This window comes from Algibacter lectus (assembly GCF_900112395.1).
Lineage (GTDB): Bacteria > Bacteroidota > Bacteroidia > Flavobacteriales > Flavobacteriaceae > Algibacter > Algibacter lectus.
On the sequence record NZ_FOLN01000009.1, the window covers coordinates 40,546 to 61,709 of the forward strand.

At 33.6% G+C, this 21,164-nt stretch carries 20 protein-coding genes; 8 read left to right on the forward strand and 12 right to left on the reverse strand.

Annotated elements, in window-relative coordinates:
• Nucleotides 1–114: 114 nt before the first annotated feature.
• From bamA to BM246_RS14880, 6 genes are all read right to left on the reverse strand, one after another.
• The gene (gene bamA, locus BM246_RS14855; RefSeq protein ID WP_074938966.1) at nucleotides 115–2,736 is read right to left on the reverse strand and encodes an outer membrane protein assembly factor BamA; all 2,622 of its coding nucleotides are present in this window, start codon (nucleotides 2,734–2,736) and stop codon (nucleotides 115–117) included.
• Nucleotides 2,669–3,409: an isoprenyl transferase gene (locus BM246_RS14860; RefSeq protein WP_074938968.1), complete on the reverse strand. Its 741-nt coding sequence runs from the start codon at nucleotides 3,407–3,409 to the stop codon at nucleotides 2,669–2,671. Before BM246_RS14860 ends, bamA begins: the two co-directional genes overlap by 68 nt.
• A 1-nt stretch (nucleotide 3,410) precedes the next feature.
• On the reverse strand, nucleotides 3,411–4,097 hold the full coding sequence (gene porG / locus BM246_RS14865) for a type IX secretion system protein PorG (protein WP_042499080.1): 687 nt from the start codon (nucleotides 4,095–4,097) through the stop codon (nucleotides 3,411–3,413).
• A 293-nt stretch (nucleotides 4,098–4,390) separates the two neighbouring features.
• On the reverse strand, nucleotides 4,391–5,458 hold the full coding sequence (locus BM246_RS14870; protein WP_074938970.1) for a Rossmann-like fold-containing protein: 1,068 nt from the start codon (nucleotides 5,456–5,458) through the stop codon (nucleotides 4,391–4,393).
• Between the two features lie 310 nt (nucleotides 5,459–5,768).
• The gene (locus BM246_RS14875; RefSeq protein ID WP_074938972.1) at nucleotides 5,769–6,656 is read right to left on the reverse strand and encodes an NAD kinase; all 888 of its coding nucleotides are present in this window, start codon (nucleotides 6,654–6,656) and stop codon (nucleotides 5,769–5,771) included.
• 4 nt (nucleotides 6,657–6,660) lie between these two features.
• Nucleotides 6,661–7,320: a CBS domain-containing protein gene (locus BM246_RS14880; RefSeq protein WP_042499084.1), complete on the reverse strand. Its 660-nt coding sequence runs from the start codon at nucleotides 7,318–7,320 to the stop codon at nucleotides 6,661–6,663.
• A gap of 88 nt (nucleotides 7,321–7,408) precedes the next feature.
• Between BM246_RS14880 and BM246_RS14885 the strand changes: the two genes are divergently transcribed.
• From BM246_RS14885 to clpX, 6 genes are all read left to right on the forward strand, one after another.
• Nucleotides 7,409–8,122, forward strand: a complete 714-nt coding sequence (locus tag BM246_RS14885; protein WP_042505236.1) for a pyridoxine 5'-phosphate synthase — start codon at nucleotides 7,409–7,411, stop codon at nucleotides 8,120–8,122.
• 84 nt (nucleotides 8,123–8,206) lie between these two features.
• Nucleotides 8,207–8,980, forward strand: coding sequence for an alpha/beta fold hydrolase (locus tag BM246_RS14890; protein ID WP_042499087.1), 774 nt, complete (start codon nucleotides 8,207–8,209; stop codon nucleotides 8,978–8,980).
• 18 nt (nucleotides 8,981–8,998) lie between these two features.
• A complete protein-coding gene (locus BM246_RS14895) occupies nucleotides 8,999–9,352 on the forward strand; it encodes a phage holin family protein (RefSeq protein ID WP_042499089.1) in 354 nt (117 codons plus the stop codon).
• Between the two features lie 292 nt (nucleotides 9,353–9,644).
• On the forward strand, nucleotides 9,645–10,973 hold the full coding sequence (tig, locus tag BM246_RS14900) for a trigger factor (RefSeq protein WP_042499091.1): 1,329 nt from the start codon (nucleotides 9,645–9,647) through the stop codon (nucleotides 10,971–10,973).
• 146 nt (nucleotides 10,974–11,119) lie between these two features.
• Nucleotides 11,120–11,794, forward strand: a complete 675-nt coding sequence (gene clpP, locus BM246_RS14905) for an ATP-dependent Clp endopeptidase proteolytic subunit ClpP (RefSeq protein WP_042499093.1) — start codon at nucleotides 11,120–11,122, stop codon at nucleotides 11,792–11,794.
• Between the two features lie 73 nt (nucleotides 11,795–11,867).
• A complete protein-coding gene (gene clpX / locus BM246_RS14910) occupies nucleotides 11,868–13,100 on the forward strand; it encodes an ATP-dependent Clp protease ATP-binding subunit ClpX (RefSeq protein ID WP_074938974.1) in 1,233 nt (410 codons plus the stop codon).
• 146 nt (nucleotides 13,101–13,246) lie between these two features.
• On the opposite strand, the gene BM246_RS14915 is transcribed toward clpX, so the two are convergent.
• Nucleotides 13,247–14,662 carry a fasciclin domain-containing protein gene (locus BM246_RS14915; protein ID WP_074938976.1) on the reverse strand — a complete coding sequence of 472 codons (1,416 nt, stop codon included), beginning with the start codon at nucleotides 14,660–14,662 and terminating at the stop codon, nucleotides 13,247–13,249.
• A 151-nt stretch (nucleotides 14,663–14,813) separates the two neighbouring features.
• Here BM246_RS14915 and BM246_RS14920 point away from each other — a divergent pair, with 151 nt between their 5' ends.
• Entirely contained in the window at nucleotides 14,814–15,692 is an 879-nt protein-coding gene (locus BM246_RS14920; protein ID WP_042505231.1) for a MerR family transcriptional regulator, read from the forward strand.
• 45 nt (nucleotides 15,693–15,737) lie between these two features.
• On the opposite strand, the gene BM246_RS14925 is transcribed toward BM246_RS14920, so the two are convergent.
• Nucleotides 15,738–17,261, reverse strand: coding sequence for a GH3 auxin-responsive promoter family protein (locus BM246_RS14925; protein ID WP_074938978.1), 1,524 nt, complete (start codon nucleotides 17,259–17,261; stop codon nucleotides 15,738–15,740).
• A 43-nt stretch (nucleotides 17,262–17,304) separates the two neighbouring features.
• Here BM246_RS14925 and BM246_RS14930 point away from each other — a divergent pair, with 43 nt between their 5' ends.
• Nucleotides 17,305–18,096, forward strand: coding sequence for a DUF2797 domain-containing protein (locus tag BM246_RS14930; protein WP_074938980.1), 792 nt, complete (start codon nucleotides 17,305–17,307; stop codon nucleotides 18,094–18,096).
• 63 nt (nucleotides 18,097–18,159) lie between these two features.
• On the opposite strand, the gene rpsU is transcribed toward BM246_RS14930, so the two are convergent.
• From rpsU to BM246_RS14950, 4 genes are read right to left on the reverse strand one after another with little or no spacing between them, the layout of a single operon-like run.
• A complete protein-coding gene (gene rpsU / locus BM246_RS14935; protein ID WP_042499099.1) occupies nucleotides 18,160–18,354 on the reverse strand; it encodes a 30S ribosomal protein S21 in 195 nt (64 codons plus the stop codon).
• A 37-nt stretch (nucleotides 18,355–18,391) separates the two neighbouring features.
• Complete coding sequence (locus BM246_RS14940; protein ID WP_042499100.1) at nucleotides 18,392–19,255, reverse strand: sigma-70 family RNA polymerase sigma factor; 864 nt, start codon at nucleotides 19,253–19,255, stop codon at nucleotides 18,392–18,394.
• A gap of 20 nt (nucleotides 19,256–19,275) precedes the next feature.
• A complete protein-coding gene (locus BM246_RS14945; RefSeq protein WP_042505228.1) occupies nucleotides 19,276–19,614 on the reverse strand; it encodes a hypothetical protein in 339 nt (112 codons plus the stop codon).
• A gap of 33 nt (nucleotides 19,615–19,647) precedes the next feature.
• A complete protein-coding gene (locus BM246_RS14950; protein WP_074938982.1) occupies nucleotides 19,648–21,162 on the reverse strand; it encodes a RagB/SusD family nutrient uptake outer membrane protein in 1,515 nt (504 codons plus the stop codon).
• Between the last annotated feature and the right edge of the window lie 2 nt (nucleotides 21,163–21,164).

A 21,164-nucleotide genomic window follows, 5' to 3' on the forward strand; every position in this document is an offset into this window, starting at 1 on the left:
AAAATTTTTAATTGCTCATTTCAAAATTAACGAAATTTAATCTTAAAAATTTCAATTCATATTCAAATCATCATGGTGTTAATAGAAAATATCGTGCCAAAAATAATTTACAGGTTAAAATTGTTGACCAATAATGAAGTGTGTTTCCCATCCGTTTTTAACACCGCTGTTATCAATTGAATCAAATCCATGACCAAAATCGATACCTAATAAACCAAATGCTGGCATAAAAATACGGATACCTAATCCTGCAGAACGTTTTAAATCGAAAGGGTTGTAATCTCTAAAGTTATCAAATGATGCTCCACCTTCTACAAAACCTAAAGCATAAATTTTAGCAGATGCCGCTAGGGTAATTGGGTAGCGTAATTCTAAAGAGAATTTATTGTAAATAGAACCACCATCTTCACTAGAAAGGGATTGGTTAGGGTAACCACGTAGTTGTACAACCTCACGGCCATCTAAACTATAATTAGCTAAACCATCACCACCTACAAAGTATCTTTCGAAAGGAATTACACCACGATCTTGGTTGTAGGCTCCTAAGAATCCGAATTCAACATTAGGTCTTAATACTAAATCTTTAGCAACTTGTGTATACCAAGTTCCTTTAAAGTTTACTTTATAAAATTCTAACCAGTTATAGCGTTCTTGATCTATTTCTCCAGCTCTTTCAAAATCATCTGTATCGGTAAGATCTAAATCGTCATATTCTTCTTTTAACTCCGAGTAATCTGTTCCGTTAAATAAAGAGTAAGGTAAGGAGGCTTTTGCTGTTACAGAGAAGCTAGAACCTTCTATAGGGTAAACAGGATCTACACTTGTATTATTTCTACTTAAACCAATGGAATAAGATAGGTTATTTGAAAAACCATCTCCAAAGGTAAATAAACCAGTGTTGTAATTATTTAAATCGTAACGTTGGTAAGATACAGATTGAGATAATACGAAGAAATCATCTGGCACAGTTAAACGTTTAGCTAAACCAAAAGTGATACCTGTAATATTGAAACTTCTACTTTTATCTGCTTCGTAGTTTGTGTAATCGTATAAAAATTGTTTAGTATGCGATAAAGATGTCGAGAATTGTACCGGACGTTTTCCGCCTAACCATGGCTCAGAGAATGAGAAACTATATGTTTGGTAAAATTGACTGGCTTGTAAACGCAATGCTAGTTTTTGACCATCACCCATTGGTATTGGTTTGTAGGCATCTTTCTTGAAAATATCTTTAATAGAAAAGTTATTGAATGATAAACCTAAAGTACCAATAAAGCCACCACCACCGTAACCACCTTGTAATTCAATTTGGCTAGATCCAGTTTCTTTAACCACGTATTCCATATCGATAGTACCTTCGTTTGGATTAGGATTGTTAAAGTTTGGAGTAATTTCTTGAGCATCAAAGAAACCTAGTTGTCCAAGTTCTCTAACAGTACGTACTACATTGGCTTTACTATATAGTTGGCCTGGACGTGTACGAATTTCACGATATACAACGTGATCGTTTGTTTTATCATTTCCAACTACAGATACACTATTAAAATAAGCTGGTTTACCTTCTGTTATTCTAATTTCCATGTCGATAACATTGTTATCGGCACTAACTTCTACGGCATTAATATTTGAGAATAAATACCCGTTGTTTTGGTATAAGTTGGTAATATCGTTAGCATCTGGTTTTGTATCATCTGCAATACGCTTTGCTAATGTAACACCATCGTAAGTATCGCCTTTATCAATACGTAATAAGCGGCTTAGTTGTTGGTTGGTATAAACAGTGTTCCCGATAAAAGTAATATCTCCAAAAGTGTATTTTTCACCCTCTTCTAAATCAATTTTAAGAGAAATCGTTTTGTCATTATTTACAATAATACTATCTGATAATACACGAGCATCTCTATAACCGTTTTCTTTATAAGTATCAATTAAGCTTACTAAATCTTCTTTGTAATCGGCTTCAATAAATTTAGAGCGCTTAAGTAAACGAATTGGGTTTTTCTTTTTAGTGTTCTTCATACTCTTTCTAAGCTGCTTTTCGCTTAAAACAGAATCGCCACTAAAGGTAATATCGTCGATTTTAACTTTTTCACCTTTATCGATATTAAGTACCATGTTTACTCTACTTGTTTGAATAGAATCTTTTACATCAATGGTGTTAATATGTACTTTGGTGTTTAAAAAACCATCCTTTTTGTATTTACTAGTTAGGTAGTTTTTTGTTGTGGTTAAAAGGTTTTCGGTAACTTTTACACCTCTCTTAAGTTTGTTATCATCTATAATACCTTCTTTTTTACCATTTTTAACGCCATTAATTTTAAGGTCGTTAAGTTGTGGTAAATCGGATAAGTGGATTTCTAGAGTAGCAACATCCCCTTCAATATTGGTTACAAACACTTCAATGTCACTAAAAAGATTGGATTTCCAAAGTTTTTTAATGGCATCTCTAATGTCTTCACCAGGGATTTTTATTTCTTTTCCTTTGCTTAAACCGGAGTAAGCAACAATAGTTTGCTCACTAAAGCTAGTGTTTCCGGAAACGGTAATTTGTCCTAAAGTATAAGTTTTACCGTTTTTGTAATCTAAATCTTGAGCCTGAATATTAAAACAACTTACAAAAAGTAAAAATGCTAAATAGCACTTTGAGTATGTTTTAAAAGCTAGTAAATTAACTAAGTTGTTCACTTGTTTTCCCAAATCGTCGTTCTCTTTTTTGATATTCAATAATAGCTTCATACAAATGTTGCTTTGTAAAATCGGGCCAAAGTATACTTGTAAAATATAGTTCTGCATAAGCAATTTGCCAAAGCAAGAAATTACTTATACGCTGCTCCCCACTGGTTCTTATTAGCAAATCTACGTCGGGTAAATTTTGCGTGTAAAGATGCTCATTAATAATTGATTCTTCAATATTTTCGGGCGAAATTATATTATTTTTAACTTTAATACTAATCTCCTTAACAGTATTTATGATTTCTTCGCGAGAACCGTAGCTAAGTGCCAAGGTTAACGTCATGCGCGAGTTGCCCTTGGTTTTGTCTATAACCTCATGCAGTTCTTTGTATGCTTTTTTAGGTAATGTGCTTAAGTTTCCAATAGCCATTAACCTAATATTGTTGTCTTGTAATGTTTTTATTTCTTTCCTTAGAGCAGAAACTAATAGCTTCATTAATGTTTGAACCTCTAGTTTCGGGCGGTTCCAGTTTTCTGTAGAAAAGGCATATAGTGTTAAGTTCTCTACGCCAAGTTCTGCACAAGCCTCTACGGTTGTTCTTACAGATTTAGTGCCATTTTCGTGCCCAAAAGCACGAAGCATACCTTGTTGTTTAGCCCAACGTCCGTTGCCATCCATAATTATGGCAATGTGTTTAGGTAATTTGTCTAGTTGTATGTTTTCTTTTAAGTCCATTTTAATCGTAACAATAACAGGGTTTAATTCCGAAGGTGTAAGTTAATGTAATTCCTGTAAAAGTGTACCAATCGTTATTATTAATATTTCCAAATTGGTATTGTTGGTTTTCACTACTTTCCGGGAAGTTACCATCTATATTGTCGGTAAAGGTGTAGCGCGCTCCAACTTCAAACCCAAGTATAAAATTGCCTAAAATGTTTGTTTTGTAACCAATAGCCATAGGTATCCCAACGGTCCAATCTTTTCCGCCTTCAGGGATTTGCAGACCATTTTCAAAATGATTGTTGCTAAATTGTGTAGCCGTAATACCGCTATATAAGTATGGTGTGCCAATTGTTTCGCCTGAATGAAGATTAAAATCTACAAAAGTAAGCTCCATTCCAACAGCTATTTCTAGTAGGTTAGAGTCTAAAGAATAGTCGCGTTGTATACGGCGTGGGTCTTTAGAATCGCTGTCTTCTGCTTTTAGGTCGGCGTATATTAAGGATATTCTATACGAGTGTCTAGTGCTTCTATTCCATTTGTATAGTAGTCCAATGGCAGGACTATTAGGGGCGATAAAGTTAGTTTCGCCAACATCGCCAATTAAATTACTGCCACCTACATATACACCAATTTCGTTTATTTGAGCATGGTTTATTTGGGTGCTTAATAGGCTTAATGCCAATATGATTAAATATCTCATAGATGTTTAAAAGTTTGCAAATATAATAAATAAGAATGGACTGTTGCAATTTGAGGTTAACAGTATGAGTTTAAAACTGTTTTTATTTGAAATTATTGTTTTACGAATAATTAGAATTATGCTTTGGATATTATGTTTTAGTAGAAGACAAGAGTTTTACATCGATGTAATAGGAGGCATTAATTGTTCTGAAAAGATAATAGATTAGTGGGTTTTTGAATTAACTTTAAGATGCTCTAGTTTTTAATAAATGAAAGCTCATTTTTGTTTTACAATGAATGAAGTAAGGATGGTTACATATTGGTTAATACCCATAGTTCAACTTCTTCAGTGCTTCTCCAATATTGATCCCTTTTTGTTTTAGATGAAGCCTTTTTTACCGATTTTTTATAACATTTTTCCAATTGAAATCTATTGCCATCAGCTAATTCTGTTTCTATTGGGTGTTCTTGTGATGCGTTTGTAATTTGTGCTAAGTTTGAAAATATAAGGACGAGCTTTCCTTGAGGTGCTAATCTTTGTTTTGCCGCTTCAAAAAAATCTGGGAATAAGGTTTTGTTGTAGTAAATAGCATTATCTATACTATTTATGTTATGAGTTTCTGGTAACCAAGGCGGGTTGAAAATAATAAGTTCGGTTTGGTTTTTCCATTTGCCAAATAAGTTTCCGAAGTCTAATTCTATTTTCCGAGAGAGTTTGGTGTTGCCCATGAACTCGCTTAGGCCAAAAATGGCATTTGGGTTTATATCGGTTGCAAATACTTTTTGAAAACCGTGTTGTACCATTAATAAAGATAGCACGCCACAACCTACTCCAATATCTATTGCCGATTTTTTTGCTCCGCTGTAGTGTTTTAGCCAGTTATCGAAAAGTGATAAATGCTCAAAACGTGTTGGGAAATACGTTCCATAATAAGGATGCATTTTATTGCGAAGTACTGGTATGGAAACACCGTTTTTATACCACTGCCAAGCACTATTTAAACCTTGTATTTGTGGAAACGTTAAAAAGAAGTGGTTGTTTTCGGGATAAAATTTTTCTAACCAGCCAATACTAGGCGATTTTTTTGCCGATAGTTTTTGGTCTGTAACCTCTAATAAAATAAGATTTGAAAGTTTAAAGTACTCCGAGCGATAGGCTTGCTGTTCTATAAATGATTTGTTTGGTAGTTTTAAGTTTAGATGGGTGTGAAGGTCTTTTAGTAGCGCCATGCCATCGCTATAAAAATCTTTTATAAGTATGGATTTTCCGTTTACAAGATTTTCGATGGTAAGTGCGACGTCGATATCTCGCTTAAAGGATTTTAATGTTTTGCTAAAAGCAATAGGTGTGGGTTTATTTACTTTTAGATCGGTAAGCATAGGCGGATTTGGTTTTTTGATAAGGTAGGTAAACCATAATGCCTATTACTGCTATTTGAAATTAATTGAGTTCTTTCTTTTTTTTGAAGGTATTGTGTAGGTGGTTGTAAATATTCTGGAAATCTAAAAACATTGCAAGTACCCGCGTTAGGGATTGATGCGGCATCCTTTTTTGTGCGCGCCTTATGTTTGCAAATGAAGAGGCGCCTTATGGTTTAAGACTGTTTTATAGTTTTTTGGCTAGGTGTATTGTGCACAATAAAAGATATAGCGGAAAGCCCGACCCTTGTGGTAACGCCCAAAAAGTGAATTATTGATTACGTTTATCTTCGCCCCAAAGTAGTTTTTTTCTAAGGGTTACTAGGAAGCTTTCGCTAGGTAAATCGATCATTTTTATTCTGAAATCGGCCTTTTTTATGGTGATTAATGTGCCATTATCTAAGGTTGCAATTCTAGAATCTAGAGAGACTAGGTGTTGTTCTTCACGACCATTTACTTTAAGTTGTATTTCGGTAGAATCTGGTATTATTAATGGGCGTGCACTTAAATTGTGCGGTGCTATTGGTGTTAATGCAAAACTGTTAGCTCCTGGTGTTATTACTGGTCCGCCGCAACTTAATGAGTAACCTGTTGAGCCAGTTGGTGTCGATACAATGAGGCCGTCGCTCCAATAGGAGGTTAGGAGTTCGCCGTCTAAATAAGTTTCTACGGTTATCATTGAGGTGGTGTTTTTTCTGCTTACTGCAATTTCGTTTAAAGCGAAATTCATAGATAATATATCGTCGTTTTCTGGCGATGTTTCTACAGAAAGTAAAGTGCGTTCGGATATTTTATAATTACCATCTATAATGTTTTGCATGGCATTTTCTATCTGGTTTACTTGTATGGTTGCTAAAAAACCAAGGCGACCTGTGTTAATGCCAATTATTGGGATATCTAGATTTTTCACATAGGTTATGGCACGTAAAATTGTACCATCGCCACCAATACTTACTAGTAAATCGAAGGAGTTATCGAGTTTGTCGAAGGTTTTAAATGATGAATAGTCGCTTTCGTTTTGCGATTCACTTTTTATAAGATTCGAGAATTCGGTTTCAATATAGGCATCGAATTCTTTTTTGAGTAAATAGTTTAGAAGCGTTTCTACAGAGGTGGTAGTTGTTTTGTTGTAAAAACGTCCAAAAATTGCAACTTTCATAAAATTATATATCTAAGTACTTGTTTAAATAATCCGATCGTTCTTTTAGGCTTTCAATATAGCTGTCCTCTTCGTGGCCAGAAATAATATTATAACTGTAACGCCTGAAGGTTTGTATAATTTCGTTTAGGCCTGTGTTCCCTATTTTAAGCGTAACTTGTACTAAGTCGCTATTCATTTTAGATATAAATGCGCCAAGTAGTTTACCATCGTTAGATTCTACAATTTGGCTAATTTCACTAAAAGAGTAATCATTCACTCCTTTTTCAATAACCAACACCCCTCCAACTTCGGAGAAAAAAGGCGATTCGTTAAAAAGGCTAATCACATCGTTAAGTTCATAATACCCAAGATATTTATTTTGCTCACTTAAAACGGGCATAATGTTGGTTGAGTTTTTAGCAAATGCTTCTAAAACATCGAGCCAAAGCGTATCGTGACGTACAAAGAAATCTTCGAAGGCGTATGGGTATTCCGACAGAGGTTTAGTGCTATCAAAACAATGTGCATCGGTTTCCGATAAACTGCCTAAATATGTTCCGTTTTTATCAGACACTGGAATATGCGAAAACGTTAACTGATTGAACAGTAATTGTAGTTCACTAATTTTACTAGTGTTCTGTAGTGGTTTTATATCGTTTATAATGTATTCCGAAAGTTTCATAACGCCCTTTTAATAGGTATGCAAATTAATCAAAAAAATAGCAATTATGCCTGTTCTACTTTGTATTTTTGTGTTTTAAAATGTATTTATGACAAAGTTAAGTGTTAATATAAATAAGATTGCCACGTTAAGAAACTCTAGAGGTGGTGATGTGCCTAATGTTGTTGGGTTTGCAAAAGATGTACAACGTTTTGGAGCAGAAGGTGTTACTATACATCCCAGACCAGATGAACGACACATTAGATATCAAGATGCACGCGATTTAAAACCAGAAGTTTACACTGAATATAATATTGAAGGTAACCCTGTAGAATCGTTTTTAAAACTAGTTTTAGAGGTAAAACCAACACAGGTTACTTTGGTGCCGGATGCTGAAGATGCTATTACAAGTAATGCCGGTTGGGACACTATAAAACACAAAGATTTTTTAGTTGATGTTATTAAGGAATTCCAGAATAACGGTATTAGAACATCCATTTTTGTCGACCCTGTTTTAAAACAAATTGAAGGTGCTAAAGCTACCGGAGCAGATCGAATTGAACTATATACCGAGGCCTTTGCGCATCAATATGGTTTGGGTAACGAGGCTGCAATAAAACCTTACATTGAAAGTGCCGAATTGGCAAATAGTTTAGGTTTGGGTATAAACGCAGGTCACGATTTATCTTTAGATAATACAGCGTTTTTTAAGCAAAATGTACCGGGATTATTAGAAGTTTCTATAGGTCATGCTTTAATTGCAGAAAGTTTATATTTAGGCGTAGAGAATGTAATACAAATGTATTTACGTAAATTGAAGTAAATTATAGAGTTTAGATTTAGAAAATAGAATATATAGAAATAGGAGTGAGGTGCTGTTTGTACTTTAGAAGGATTTAAGACGTATATGGAAGAGAAAAGATTGTTACATTCAAATATTTTAGGTGAAGGAAAACCATTTGTAATTCTTCATGGATTTCTAGGAATGAGTGATAACTGGAAAACACACGGAAAACATCTTTCTGAACAAGGGTTTGAGGTGCATTTAGTAGATCAAAGAAATCACGGTAGAAGTTTTTGGGATGCTAATTTTAGTTATGAAGTGCTTGCTGAAGATTTAAAAACATATTGTGAAGCGCATAACTTAAAAGATATTACATTACTTGGCCATTCTATGGGTGGTAAAACCGCAATGCTTTTTGCTTGCGAATATCCCGAATTGGTCTCTAAATTAATAGTAGCCGATATATCTCCACGTTTTTACCCAGTACATCACGATGGGATTTTAGCAGGATTAAGTGCTTTAAATTTTGATGTTATAAAAACAAGAGGAGAAGCTGATACTGCTTTAAGTGGTTATGTTGATGATATTGGCACCCGACAGTTTTTATTGAAAAATTTGTATTGGATTGAAAAAGGAAAATTAGCATTGAGAATAAATCTTGATGTTTTAAAAGAAGAAGTATCAGAAGTTGGTGAAGCTTTACCAAGTTATTCTAATTTCGATAAGCCTGCGTTGTTTATGCGTGGTGATCGTTCGGAATATATAGGTGTTGGTGATGAAGCTATTATTAAAAATCATTTTTCTGATTTTGAAATCGTTACTATTGCAAACGCAGGGCATTGGTTGCATGCAGAAAACCCGAAAGACTTTTTTGCGGCTCTACTTAATTTTATTTAATCTTAAAATAAAAACATTATGAACACAATAATTAAACTTTTAGTAAACGCTATAGCTGTATTTGTATTAGCAAATGTGCTTTCCGGAGTTCAGGTAGATGGTTATCTTTCTGCAATAATAGTAGCATTGGTATTATCTATTTTAAACTTATTAATTAAACCTATTTTGGTTATTTTTACTTTGCCAGTAACAGTTATTACATTAGGCTTGTTTTTGTTAGTAATTAATGGGTTAATTATTCTTCTAGCCGATGAGTTTATTAGTGGTTTTTCTGTAGATAATATTTGGTGGGCTATATTGTTTAGTGTGCTTTTATCTATTCTTCAATCTATATTACAATCCTTTTTTACTACCGATAAAAAGAGCTCATAAATAAAGAAGAATTATTCAATTTGAAGTTAAGAAAACGCGAAGTGAATTAAAATGCTTGTGTTGGCGTGGTGTCCGTAAAGGAAACCTCATAAAATCAGCAAATTAAAAACTTTGTTAGGATGTAAAAATATTGTACTTTTGCATCCCGATTTTAGTTGCTAAAAAATCTAAGAATTATACAGATTAAATTTTTTACTAAAATTTGGTTTTTCTATTAACTTAGAAGAATTCAAAGAAATATAAGGTTTTAGACCTAATTGTTAAATGCCTTTTCAGGCTTATATCATTAAAAATGAATATTACAAGAGAAAACGTTGATGCATTAAATGCAGTGGTAAAAGTAGATATCGCTAAAGAAGATTATAGCGATAAAGTTGAAAAAATCTTATTAGATTACCGCAAAACAGCAAATATTCCTGGATTTAGAAAAGGTCATGTGCCAATGGGAATGGTTAAAAAACAATACGGAAAAGCAGTTTTGGTTGATGAAGTAAACAAACTTTTGCAAGATGCTTTAAATAAGTATTTAACTGAAGAGAAATTAGATGTTCTTGGACAGCCGTTACCTAAAACACAAGATGAAATTAATTGGGATGCCGATCAATTTTCATTTGAATTTGAATTAGGTTTAGCACCACAATTTGATGTTGAATTAAAGAGCAAAAAAGCGATCACACAATATAATATTGTTGCTGATGATAAAATGATTGATGAACAAATTGAACGTATTCAAAAACAATACGGAAAATTAATTCCTCAAGATGTTGTAGAAGCAGATAGTGAAATTACTGGTGCTTACACAAACGAAGAAAAAGAAATTGATAACACAGTAACTTTAACTTTAGATAAATTTAAAGGAAAAGCAACAGCAAAGCAGTTTGTTGGAGCTAAAGCTGGAGATGTTATTGTTTTAAAAACAAAAGGTCTTTTTGAAGATGATCACGATTTAATGCATGCATTAAAATTAGGTCACGATGAAGTACATGGTTTAGATATTGAAGTATCTTTTACTATTACTGAAGTTAACAAAAGAGAATTAGCTGATTTAGACCAAGAATTATTTGATAAGCTTTTTGGTGAAGGAGCAGTTAAATCTGTATCAGAAGTAAGAGCAAAAATTAAAGAAGATGCTGAAAAGCAATTCGTACAACAAGCAGATCAAAAGTTATTAAACGATGTAACAGAGCATTTAGTAGAAAATACTAAATTCGATTTGCCAGCTGAGTTTTTAACGAAGTGGATGCAAACTGCAGGTGAAAAAGAAATGGATGCTGACCAGGCTAAAGAAGAGTATGAGAAGTCTGAAAAAAGCTTACGTTACCAATTAATTGAAGGTAAGTTAATCGAGGCTAACAACGTGCAAGTAACTATGGACGATATTAAAAATCATGCAAGAGAAATGATTAAAGGGCAAATGGCTCAATTTGGTCAAATGAATCCTTCTGATAAAGAGTTAGATGATATCGCAGCACGTGTATTATCAAACCAAGAAGAGGCACGTCGTATTTCAGAACAATTAGTAAGTCAAAAATTATTATCTGTTTATAAAGAAAAGGCAAACCTTAAGGTTAAAGAATTAAGTTACGAAAACTTTGTTAAAGAAGTTTATGGCGACAAATAAATAAATAATAAATGATTATCTTTAGGCGCTTAAATCTATTAGATTTAAGCGCTTTTTTATTCAAAAACAAATTATATAAATAGTTTTATTTAGCACAAACGCTTTTAAGTCAATGTGTTAAATTGAATTTAATATCAAAATAATATATGGATTACGCAAAAGAATTTGAAAAATTCGCGATAAAAGATCAAGGTATTAGCAGTACATACTACAATAAAATTATTAGTAGTATGTACCCAACTAATTTAACGCCAAACATTATTGAAGAACGCCAAATGAATATTGCCGTTTTTGATGTGTTTTCGCGTTTAATGATGGATCGTATTATTTTTCTAGGAACCGGAATTAATGATCAAGTTGCAAACATTGTACAAGCACAACTTTTATTTTTAGAAAGCACAGATGCTAATAAAGATATTCAAATTTACATTAACTCTCCAGGAGGAAGTGTATATGCTGGTTTAGGTATCTACGATACTATGCAGTTTATTAAGCCAGATGTAGCAACTATTTGTACAGGTATGGCTGCTTCTATGGGAGCTGTTTTATTATGTGCAGGTGCAAAAGGAAAACGTAGTGGTTTAACACATTCACGTGTTATGATTCACCAACCTTTAGGTGGCGCGCAAGGACAAGCTAGTGATATTGAAATTACGGCAAGAGAGATTTTAATCTTGAAAGAAGAACTTTACAACATTATTAGTAAGCATTCTGGTCAAGATTACGACAAAGTATACGAAGATAGTGATAGAGATTACTGGATGAAAGCCGATAAAGCTAAGGAATACGGTATGATCGATGAGATTTTAGCTCGTAATTAATAAAAAAACACTAACTTTAAAGTGTTGGTATAAAGGGGATTGAAATTTATATGCCTCAAAACAAGGAAGATTAATGGCAAAAGAAGAATTAGAATGTTCGTTTTGTGGTCGTAAAAAACCGGAAACAAATTTGTTAATAGCAGGATTAGATGCACACATCTGTGATAGATGTATTGAGCAAGCTCACGGTATTGTTATAGAAGAATCTAAACAAAACGATAGCAGCGATTTATCTGCGGAATTAAAACTACGTAAGCCTTTACAGATTAAAGAGTTTTTAGATGAGTATATTATTGGTCAAGACATGACTAAAAAAGTAATGTCTGTAGCCGTTTATAATCACTACAAACGCTTATTGCAGCCACCAACAAATGATGATATTGAAATTCAAAAATCAAACATCATTATGGTTGGGCAAACCGGTACAGGTAAAACCTTAATGGCGAAAACCATTGCGAAAATGCTTAACGTACCTTTAGCTATTGTAGATGCAACTGTATTAACAGAAGCTGGTTATGTAGGTGAAGATGTAGAAAGTATTTTAACACGTTTATTACAAGCGGCCGATTATAATTTAGAAAAAGCTGAAAAAGGGATTGTTTTTATTGATGAAATTGATAAAATAGCACGTAAAAGTGACAACCCTTCAATTACTAGAGATGTCTCTGGTGAAGGTGTACAACAAGCTTTATTGAAGTTATTAGAAGGTACTGTTGTAAACGTGCCACCAAAGGGCGGGCGTAAACATCCAGATCAAAAATTCATTGAAGTAAATACTGAAAATATTTTATTTATTGCAGGTGGAGCTTTCGATGGTATTGAAAGGCATATTTCAAAGCGACTAAATATGCAGGCAGTGGGGTATAGTGCTTCTATGTCTGACGAGAATGTGGATCAAAGTAATTTGTTACAATACATAATTCCGAAGGATTTGAAAGATTTCGGTTTAATTCCTGAAATTATTGGAAGGCTTCCTGTGTTAACGTATATGGATCCTTTAGATTCTAAAACATTAAGAGCCATTTTAACAGAGCCTAAAAATGCTATTATTAAGCAGTATAAAAAACTGTTTAATATGGATGAAGTAGAGTTTTCTATTAGTGATGGAGCTCTAGACTTTATTGTTGGTAAAGCTATTGAGTATAAATTAGGAGCAAGGGGATTACGTTCTTTATGTGAAGAAATTTTAACCGATGCTATGTTTGAATTACCAAGTAGCGAGGATAGAAAGTTAAATGTGACTCAAGCTTACGCTGAAGAAAAACTTACAAAAACAACCATTAAAAAACTGAAAGCAGTTTCTTAAAGTTAAATTGTATTATAATTTAAAAAGCCATTTGTAAATATATTTACAAATGGCTTTTTTATGTTATATAAACATAAAAAAAACCGACTCTAACACATTGTTAGGGTCGGCCTTAAAGTCAACTAGTTTTAGGGAATAAGTTAACTTTAGTTATTGATCATTACTTTATTGATAGCATGTATTACACCATTTCCGGCTTGTACATCTACAGCTATAATCCCAATATCTGTAGCTCCAGATCCATCGGTAATATTAGCAATATTATTTCCTGTTCCAGGTAATGTAATGGTAATATCATCGCCTTCAATTGTAGTTGCTGTTGTATCACCAGGATTGTTTAACATGCTAGATGTTACGTTTGCTTCTTTTATTACATGGTGTAATAATATTTGCGTTAACGGTCCTTCTTCTGGAACTGCAGCTAAAGCAGCAAAGGCATCATTTGTTGGTGCGAAAACCGTAAAGTTTGGATTTAAGTTATCAGAGTTTCCTGTTTCTGTTCTTGAAAGTACAGCTGCAAAATCTGTAGCAGGCGTTAAAGTTGTTAAAGCTTCTACTAAAGTAGAGAACGTTGGGTCTGCAAGTGCAAAGGTTACCACAGTTGGTATATCGATAACCGTATCTACTGCGTGAATGATACCATTAGTTCCAATAACATCTGCTTGTATTACACTAGATATTCCGTTAAACATAACGCCATTAGTTGTGTTGTAATATAAACTTAATGGACTTTCTCCAGGTCCAGTTGCTCCTGTGTTGGTATATCCAGCCTCTAGATCTACTAAAGCCGTCGAAGTTATAGACGAACCAATAATAACATGATTCAGTAATATTTGAGATAAGGCAGCAGTATCAACGTCTCCTAGTGCTGTACCATCTAAAAAGGTGTTAAAAGCGGTATTAGTAGGTGCTAAAACTGTAAATGGTCCATCGCCACTAAGTACGTTAACTAAATCACCATCAGCACTACCTAAAGCTGCTACTAAATTGGAGAAGTCTGAGTTTGCTACAGCAAGATCTACAATGCTTGGTAATCCTAAAACAGCATCTATAATATGTACTGTTCCATTAGATGCACTAACGTCTGCTGCTGTAACTGTTGCAACGTTGTTGAAAGTAACTCCATTAGTTGCATCAAAATAAATACTAATATTCTCATCTCCTGCTCCAGTAGCACTTCCCGAAGTATATCCAGATCCTAAAGAAACTAAATCACTAGCAGATACATCGGCCATGATTACATGGTTAAGCAGAACTTGAGATAATACATCTGTTGGTACCTCTTCTAAAGAAGCAAATCCGTTATCAGATAAGAAAGTTGCAAAGGCATCATTAGTAGGTGCTAAAACTGTAAATGGTCCGTCTCCACTTAATACGGTTGCTAAATCTCCATCAGCTCTAAGTAAGGCAGCTACTAATGAGCTTAAACTCGGAGTTTCTTGTGCCAATTCTACAATGTTTGGTGTTGCGGCTGGTGTTTTAGTGCCATCGTCATCACTACTACATGATGTTGCTATTAATGATAGACTAAAAAGTGCGATAAAAAAGTGTTTCGTTTTCATAATGTCTAATTTATTTTGTTTTTTTGTTAGACAAATATATGTAAAAATTTAATATTGTCAAACAATTTTGGTAAAACGTTAGACAAAATAGGTTTTTAATCGAAGTGTAATTATTATTTTTTGTTTAAGTTTGTGTAGTAAATATTTAGACATGAGCAAGTATACAATGGCACAAATAGTGGCTTTAACTGGTATTAAAGCACATACTTTGCGTAAGTGGGAGACTAGATATAATTTCTTGGATCCGGAACGTACAGATACTAATATTCGTTATTATTCTGATAATCAATTGAAGAAATTATTGAATATTGCTGTCCTGACCCGGAATGGTTACCGCATTTCTAAGATTGATAAAATGACGGATGATGAAATTCATAAAACCATTTCTGATGGAATTACTGAAGGAAATTATGAAGATGAAATTAGTGCTCTCGTTATTAGTATGCTCGATATGGATGAGGTTTCTTTTAATGACGTGCTAAGAACTCAAATAGTTAAAAAGGGTTTATTGGCAACAGTAACAGAATTAGTATATCCCTTTCTTAATCAAGTAGGAGTACTTTGGGGAATTAATAAAGTCATGCCAGCTCAAGAACATTTTATTTCGAATTTAATTAAGCGGAAAATGTTCGCTTCAATTGATGTTCTTGCTTATCCTCCAAAAGGTGCTCCAAGTATATTAATGTTTTTAACTGAAGATGAATATCATGAAATAGCACTTTTACTTGCGTATTATATAGCCCGAGAAATGGGATGGAATGTATACTACTTAGGTCAAGATGTGCCTACGGAAAATATTAAACAAGTTATAAAAAAAGTAAAGCCAAACTTAATGCTGTCTATGTTTGTAACACCAACAGAGCAACCCGCTAAAGTAAAAGTTGAAGCGATACTAGAGCAAGGAGATGTGCCTTTGCTTATTTCTGGTAATCCAACAAATTTGGAAGGTATTATGGATGATAAAAGAATTATCTATTTATCACATCCAAATGATTTAATTAAGAATTTAAAGGTAATAAAACCTGCTTAAGTTTATAAGCAGGAGGAAGGGTTTCTCGTTTTTCTTAAAATGAATTTAAGCATACGAAACATTTAATTCTAGAAGTTCATTGATGTAATCTCTAGTATTTGAAAGTCGTGGAACTTTATGTTGACCACCAAGTTTGTTATTTTGTTTAAGCCAATCGTGAAATAAATTTTTTCTGGCTATGGTGATTTTTGGTTTATTTAAAGTAATACTATTATAACGCTTCGCTTCATAATCTGAATTTAAAGCTTTCAACGCATTGTCAAAAAGTTCATTAAAGTAATCGATATCTGTAGGCGGGGTTTTAAATTCTATAAGCCATTGGTGCGCACCTTTTTCTTTTCCTATCATAAAAATAGGGGCAGCGGTATAATCTACTATTTCGGCTTCAGTTTTGGCACACACATTTTTTAGAGCTTCTTCTGCATTTTCTATAATAAGCTCTTCACCAAAAACATTAATATGGTGTTTTGTGCGGCCAGAAACTTTTATTCTATAAGGACTTAAGGAAGTAAACCTAATGGTGTCGCCAATTTTGTATCGCCACAATCCGGCATTGGTTGTTATTATAACGGCGTAATTTTTATGTAACTCAACTTCGCTTAACGGAATTGCCTTTTCTTCGGATGTGGCATAAATGTTCATAGGGATAAATTCATAGAAAATGCCGTAATCTAACATTAGTAATAATTCATTCGAATCATTTCTATCCTGAATAGCGAAAAAACCTTCCGAAGCATTATAAATTTCATAATACTTAAAATCCTTTTGAGGTAATATTTTTTGGTATTGATCTTTATATGGCGTAAAACTCACTCCTCCGTGAAAATAGACTTCTAGGTTTGGCCAAACCTCGTGTAAACTATGTTTTTCGGTAGTTTCTAGCACGTTATTTAAAAGTACAAGCATCCAGGACGGGACACCAGCTAAACTTGTTACTTTTTCATTTATAGTTTCGTTTACAATGGCTTGCATTTTGTGTTCCCAATCGCTCATTAAAGAGACTTTGTTGCTAGGAGTACTGCTGTATTCGGCCCAAAATGGCATATTATCAATTAAAATTGCCGATAAATCTCCGAATACGGTGCCGTTTTGTCTAGAGAGTTCTTTACTTCCTCCTAAGCGTAAACTTTTGCCTGTAAATAATTGCGAATCTTCGTTGTTATTTAAGTACATACAAAGCAAATCCTTACTCGCCGCATAGTGGCAATTTTCTAGAGATTGCTCGCTTACGGGTATAAATTTACTTTTAGCTCTGGTTGTGCCGCTAGATTTAGCAAACCATTTTATAGGTGTTGGCCAAAATAAATTATTCTCTCCATTACGCGATCGATCTATAATGTCCTGCCATCCGTCGTAATTTTTAATTGGTACACGTTCGGAAAATGTTTTGTAATTTTTTATAGACCTAAAATCGTATTGTTTACCTAATTCAGTGTCTTTAGCCGTGTACAGTAGGCTTTGTAGTAATTCATTTTGAACTTCATTTGGGTATTTTAGGAACAATTCTATTTGATGAAATCGTTTTTTTAAAAACCAAGAAGCAATTGAATTTACTATAGGGATTGGCATAATTATTTTTATCTTTAATTTTTTAAAAATAAGACTTTTTTTTATGACTTACCAAGGTGTTTTGACAAAAATGGAAACCGAATTTTCTAACCCGATTCAGTATTATTTGGTTTTTGATTCTGATTTTATAAATATGAATCAATTACTAGGAAAAACGATATCTATTGAATTTGTAAAATATCAATGTTTAAACTGTGGATTAGACAAACCAATATTCCGCCAAGGCTATGATAAGCAATGTTTTTATAATACCGCACAAACTGGAGATTGGATTATGCGACCGGAATTAAGCACAGCGCATTTGGGGCAAGAAGATCGCGATTTGGAATATGAAAAACGTGTGCAATTACAGCCACATATTGTTTATTTAGCGAACTCTAGTAATGTGAAAGTAGGGGTAACGCGAAAAACGCAAGTACCTACACGTTGGATCGACCAGGGGGCACACGAAGCATTGGAAATTGTAGAAGTGCCTAATAGGTATTTAGCGGGCGTTACAGAGGTTGCTTTAAAGTCTTATGTAGCAGATAAGACAAACTGGCGTAAAATGCTTAAAAACGATAATGAAGACGAGAATTTAATAGAATGGCGGGATCGTTTAAAACAATACATTCCAGATGAAGCTGCTCAGTACTTTATTGAAAACAATACTGAAACTCATTTAGACTTCCCAGTAGATAAATATCCGCTTAAGCCTAAGAGTCTAAATATTAAAAAAGATTTAAAATATACAGGGAAGCTAGTTGGTATAAAAGGTCAATATCTCATTTTTGAAGATGAAACCGTGTTTAATATAAGATCTAACGAAGGTATAGTAGTAAAAATATCCGTTTAATTAAAAAATCCCATTACGACATAATCGAATGGGATTTTTTATAAGCTTCAAACTAAGCAAAGACTAAATTTCTTCTTGGTCTCTTAAGTTTTGAATGTAAGCTGCTTTCTTTACTTGACGACGTCTTTTTACAGATGGCTTAGTGAAAAACTGTCCTTCACGTAAATTCTGCATCACTTTGATGTTACGGTGTTTTCTTTTGTAGCGTTTTAAGGCACGCTCTATATTTTCACCATCTTTTACAATAATCTTTAACATAGATACTCTTTTAATTAATTGATTTTAAGTTTTAGGCTTATCCTAAATACGTTTTTAATACTTTACTTTTTGAGGTTTGTCGTAATCTACGAATACCTTTTTCTTTTATTTGTCTTACACGTTCCCGTGTTAAACCAAAAGAGTCACCAATTTCTTGGAGGCTCATAGGTTGTTTTTTACTAATACCATAATAATGACGAATAACCTCTGCTTCTTTTTCCGAAAGGGAATTTAAAGCACGGTTAACTTCTATATTCAAAGCGTCTTGCATTAAACCAGAATCTGGTCTAGGCGATTCGCTAGAATTCATTACATCATACAAGTTTGATGTTTCACCTTCTTGAAAAGGAGCATCCATAGAAACATGGCGCCCAGATATTTTCATAGACTGTTTAACATCGGTTAATGAAAGATCTAATTTGCTTGCAATTTCTTGCGCACTTGGTGGTCTTTCATTCTCTTGTTCTAAAAATGAATAGGCTTTATTAATTTTATTAATCGAGCCAATTTTGTTCAAAGGTAATCTAACTATTCGAGATTGTTCAGCTAAAGCTTGAAGAATTGCTTGACGAATCCACCAAACGGCATAAGAAATAAATTTAAATCCTCTGGTTTCGTCAAAGCGTTTCGCCGCTTTCACTAGGCCAGCATTGCCTTCGTTGATTAAATCGGGTAGAGTTAGCCCTTGATTTTGATATTGTTTTGAGACTGAAACTACGAACCTTAAATTAGCGGTTGTGAGTGTATCTAGAGCTTTTTGGTCGCCATTTTTAATTAATTGGGCTAGTTCGACCTCTTCTTCAGCAGTGATTAGTGGTATTTTACTAATGTCTTGAAGATATTTGTCTAGGGATTTTGACTCGCGGTTGGTAACTTGTTTCGTAATTTTTAATTGCCTCATGTAGTGTTTTTAAAGTTATACTAAAGGATAATATAACTAATTTGACGAGAAAACCTAATTGTTAGAGGTTTATCTTTAATTATGATGAAAATTGTAAAGTTTTCATTTGTTTTAACTTCGCTGCTGCTCAAAATTATTACTAGCGGATCGGAAGTTAAATATGGATCAAAAGGAATCGTTACCCTAGAAACTATTTTATAATTGGATAAATTTTGAGTTGAGATTATAGCTAAACCTTGAGCTTCAATGATTTTTTTAATTCTAATTAGTAAACCAGACGTGGTGTTATATTTACAGAATGATATAAATTGAAAATCCCCAAGAGTTTCAAACTCTTGAGGATTTTTAACTTTAACCATTATCGGTTATTTATAGCAATGTGCTATAGCTAATTAGTTGATAAATGGATTGTTTTGTACTTCTAATAAAGGAATTTCCAAAGTAAGACGATCGTCATTATAAGGAATTACTTCGCCTGCTAAGTATAAATGGTTAGTACCTCTTACAACATTCGCTTTGTTTCTTTTAAGAGCAAGTAAACTTTTTCCTTCGGCAAAAAACTCAATACGTGTTTGTAAGTATATTTCATCTATTAGTGCTTGTCCGGTTAAGGTGTCAACATAAGCATAGTCAGCTGCTGAGTCAAAACGTTCAGCTAAAATTTGCTTTAAACGAGTTTTAGCATCTTCTTCAGCTCCTATTTTTGCATTCATTTCGGCAGATAACATGTATAATTCATCAATACGCATGTAGATGTAATCATCTTCAATAACTCTTTGACCACCTCTAACTCTTGCAGCATTGTAAAACTTCTTGAAAGGAATTAATATATCTGAATCTTGTAATTGGTTTACCTCATCGTCAATATCTGCTTGAGTAGCAAATTGAATTTTACGTTGATCTGTATCTTTAATTTGATCGTATAATCCTTGATCAATTGCTTTTTTATCACCTGCCCATTGGTAGCTATATGTGTAGATATCCATTTGGCCCCACCATGATATCAAATCTAAGCCAGTATCTGTTGTGATATCTGCACCCCATAACCAACTTGGAGTTTCTACAGAGTTGAATCCTCCAATAGTTTCTGCCTTTGTTGTAATAGGAAGACCTGAATTTGCTATAACTTTTTCAGCTAAATCTCTAGCTAAAATATCTGTAGCGTTAGTATCCATAGATCCGTAAACATAAGCTAATAATGTGTTTGCAACATCTTCATTAACTTCAAATAATTCAGCTCTGCTGTAACCTTCTAAAAGTGTTGCTGCTTGTTCTAAATCATCTATCATTTGTGCATAAACCACTTGAGTTTCGCTTTGTTCTAAAGCATCTCCATCTGTGTTTATGTATAATGGCAATACTTTAGAAGTCGGATTGTATTCTGGGATATAAAGCTGAGTTAAGTAAAAGTACGCATACGCACGCATAGCTTTAGCTTGCCCCATTGTTGTTTTATTAGAGTCTGTAATAGTGGCATCGTTACCTCCTAATGCATCAATAATTTTGTTTGCAGATCCAATAATTCTGTAGTAATATCTCCAAGCTGAATAATTTGCTCTTGTAAACGTGTTATCTACAGTAATTAATAATGGTGCAAAATTGCTATATCTGTTATAGTTATTTGCTGTTAGAGCTAAATCTCCTGAAAGGAAATCTGAATAAATGTCATTACCTTTTTGCCCAAAATCGGCATGGTCAGTTGTTCCTCCAGTTCCCGTTGTGTACATAGAATTGAATAGACCACTAAGTGTACCGGCTAGTATGCCTGGGTATATTTCTCCAGTTTCACCAACATCCGAAATGGAAACGTATTGTGTAGGAGTTTCTTCAAGAAAATCTTCTCCACAACTAAAGGTAAACGTAGCAACCGCTACTACCAAAAGTGATTTTATATATTGTGTTTTCATAT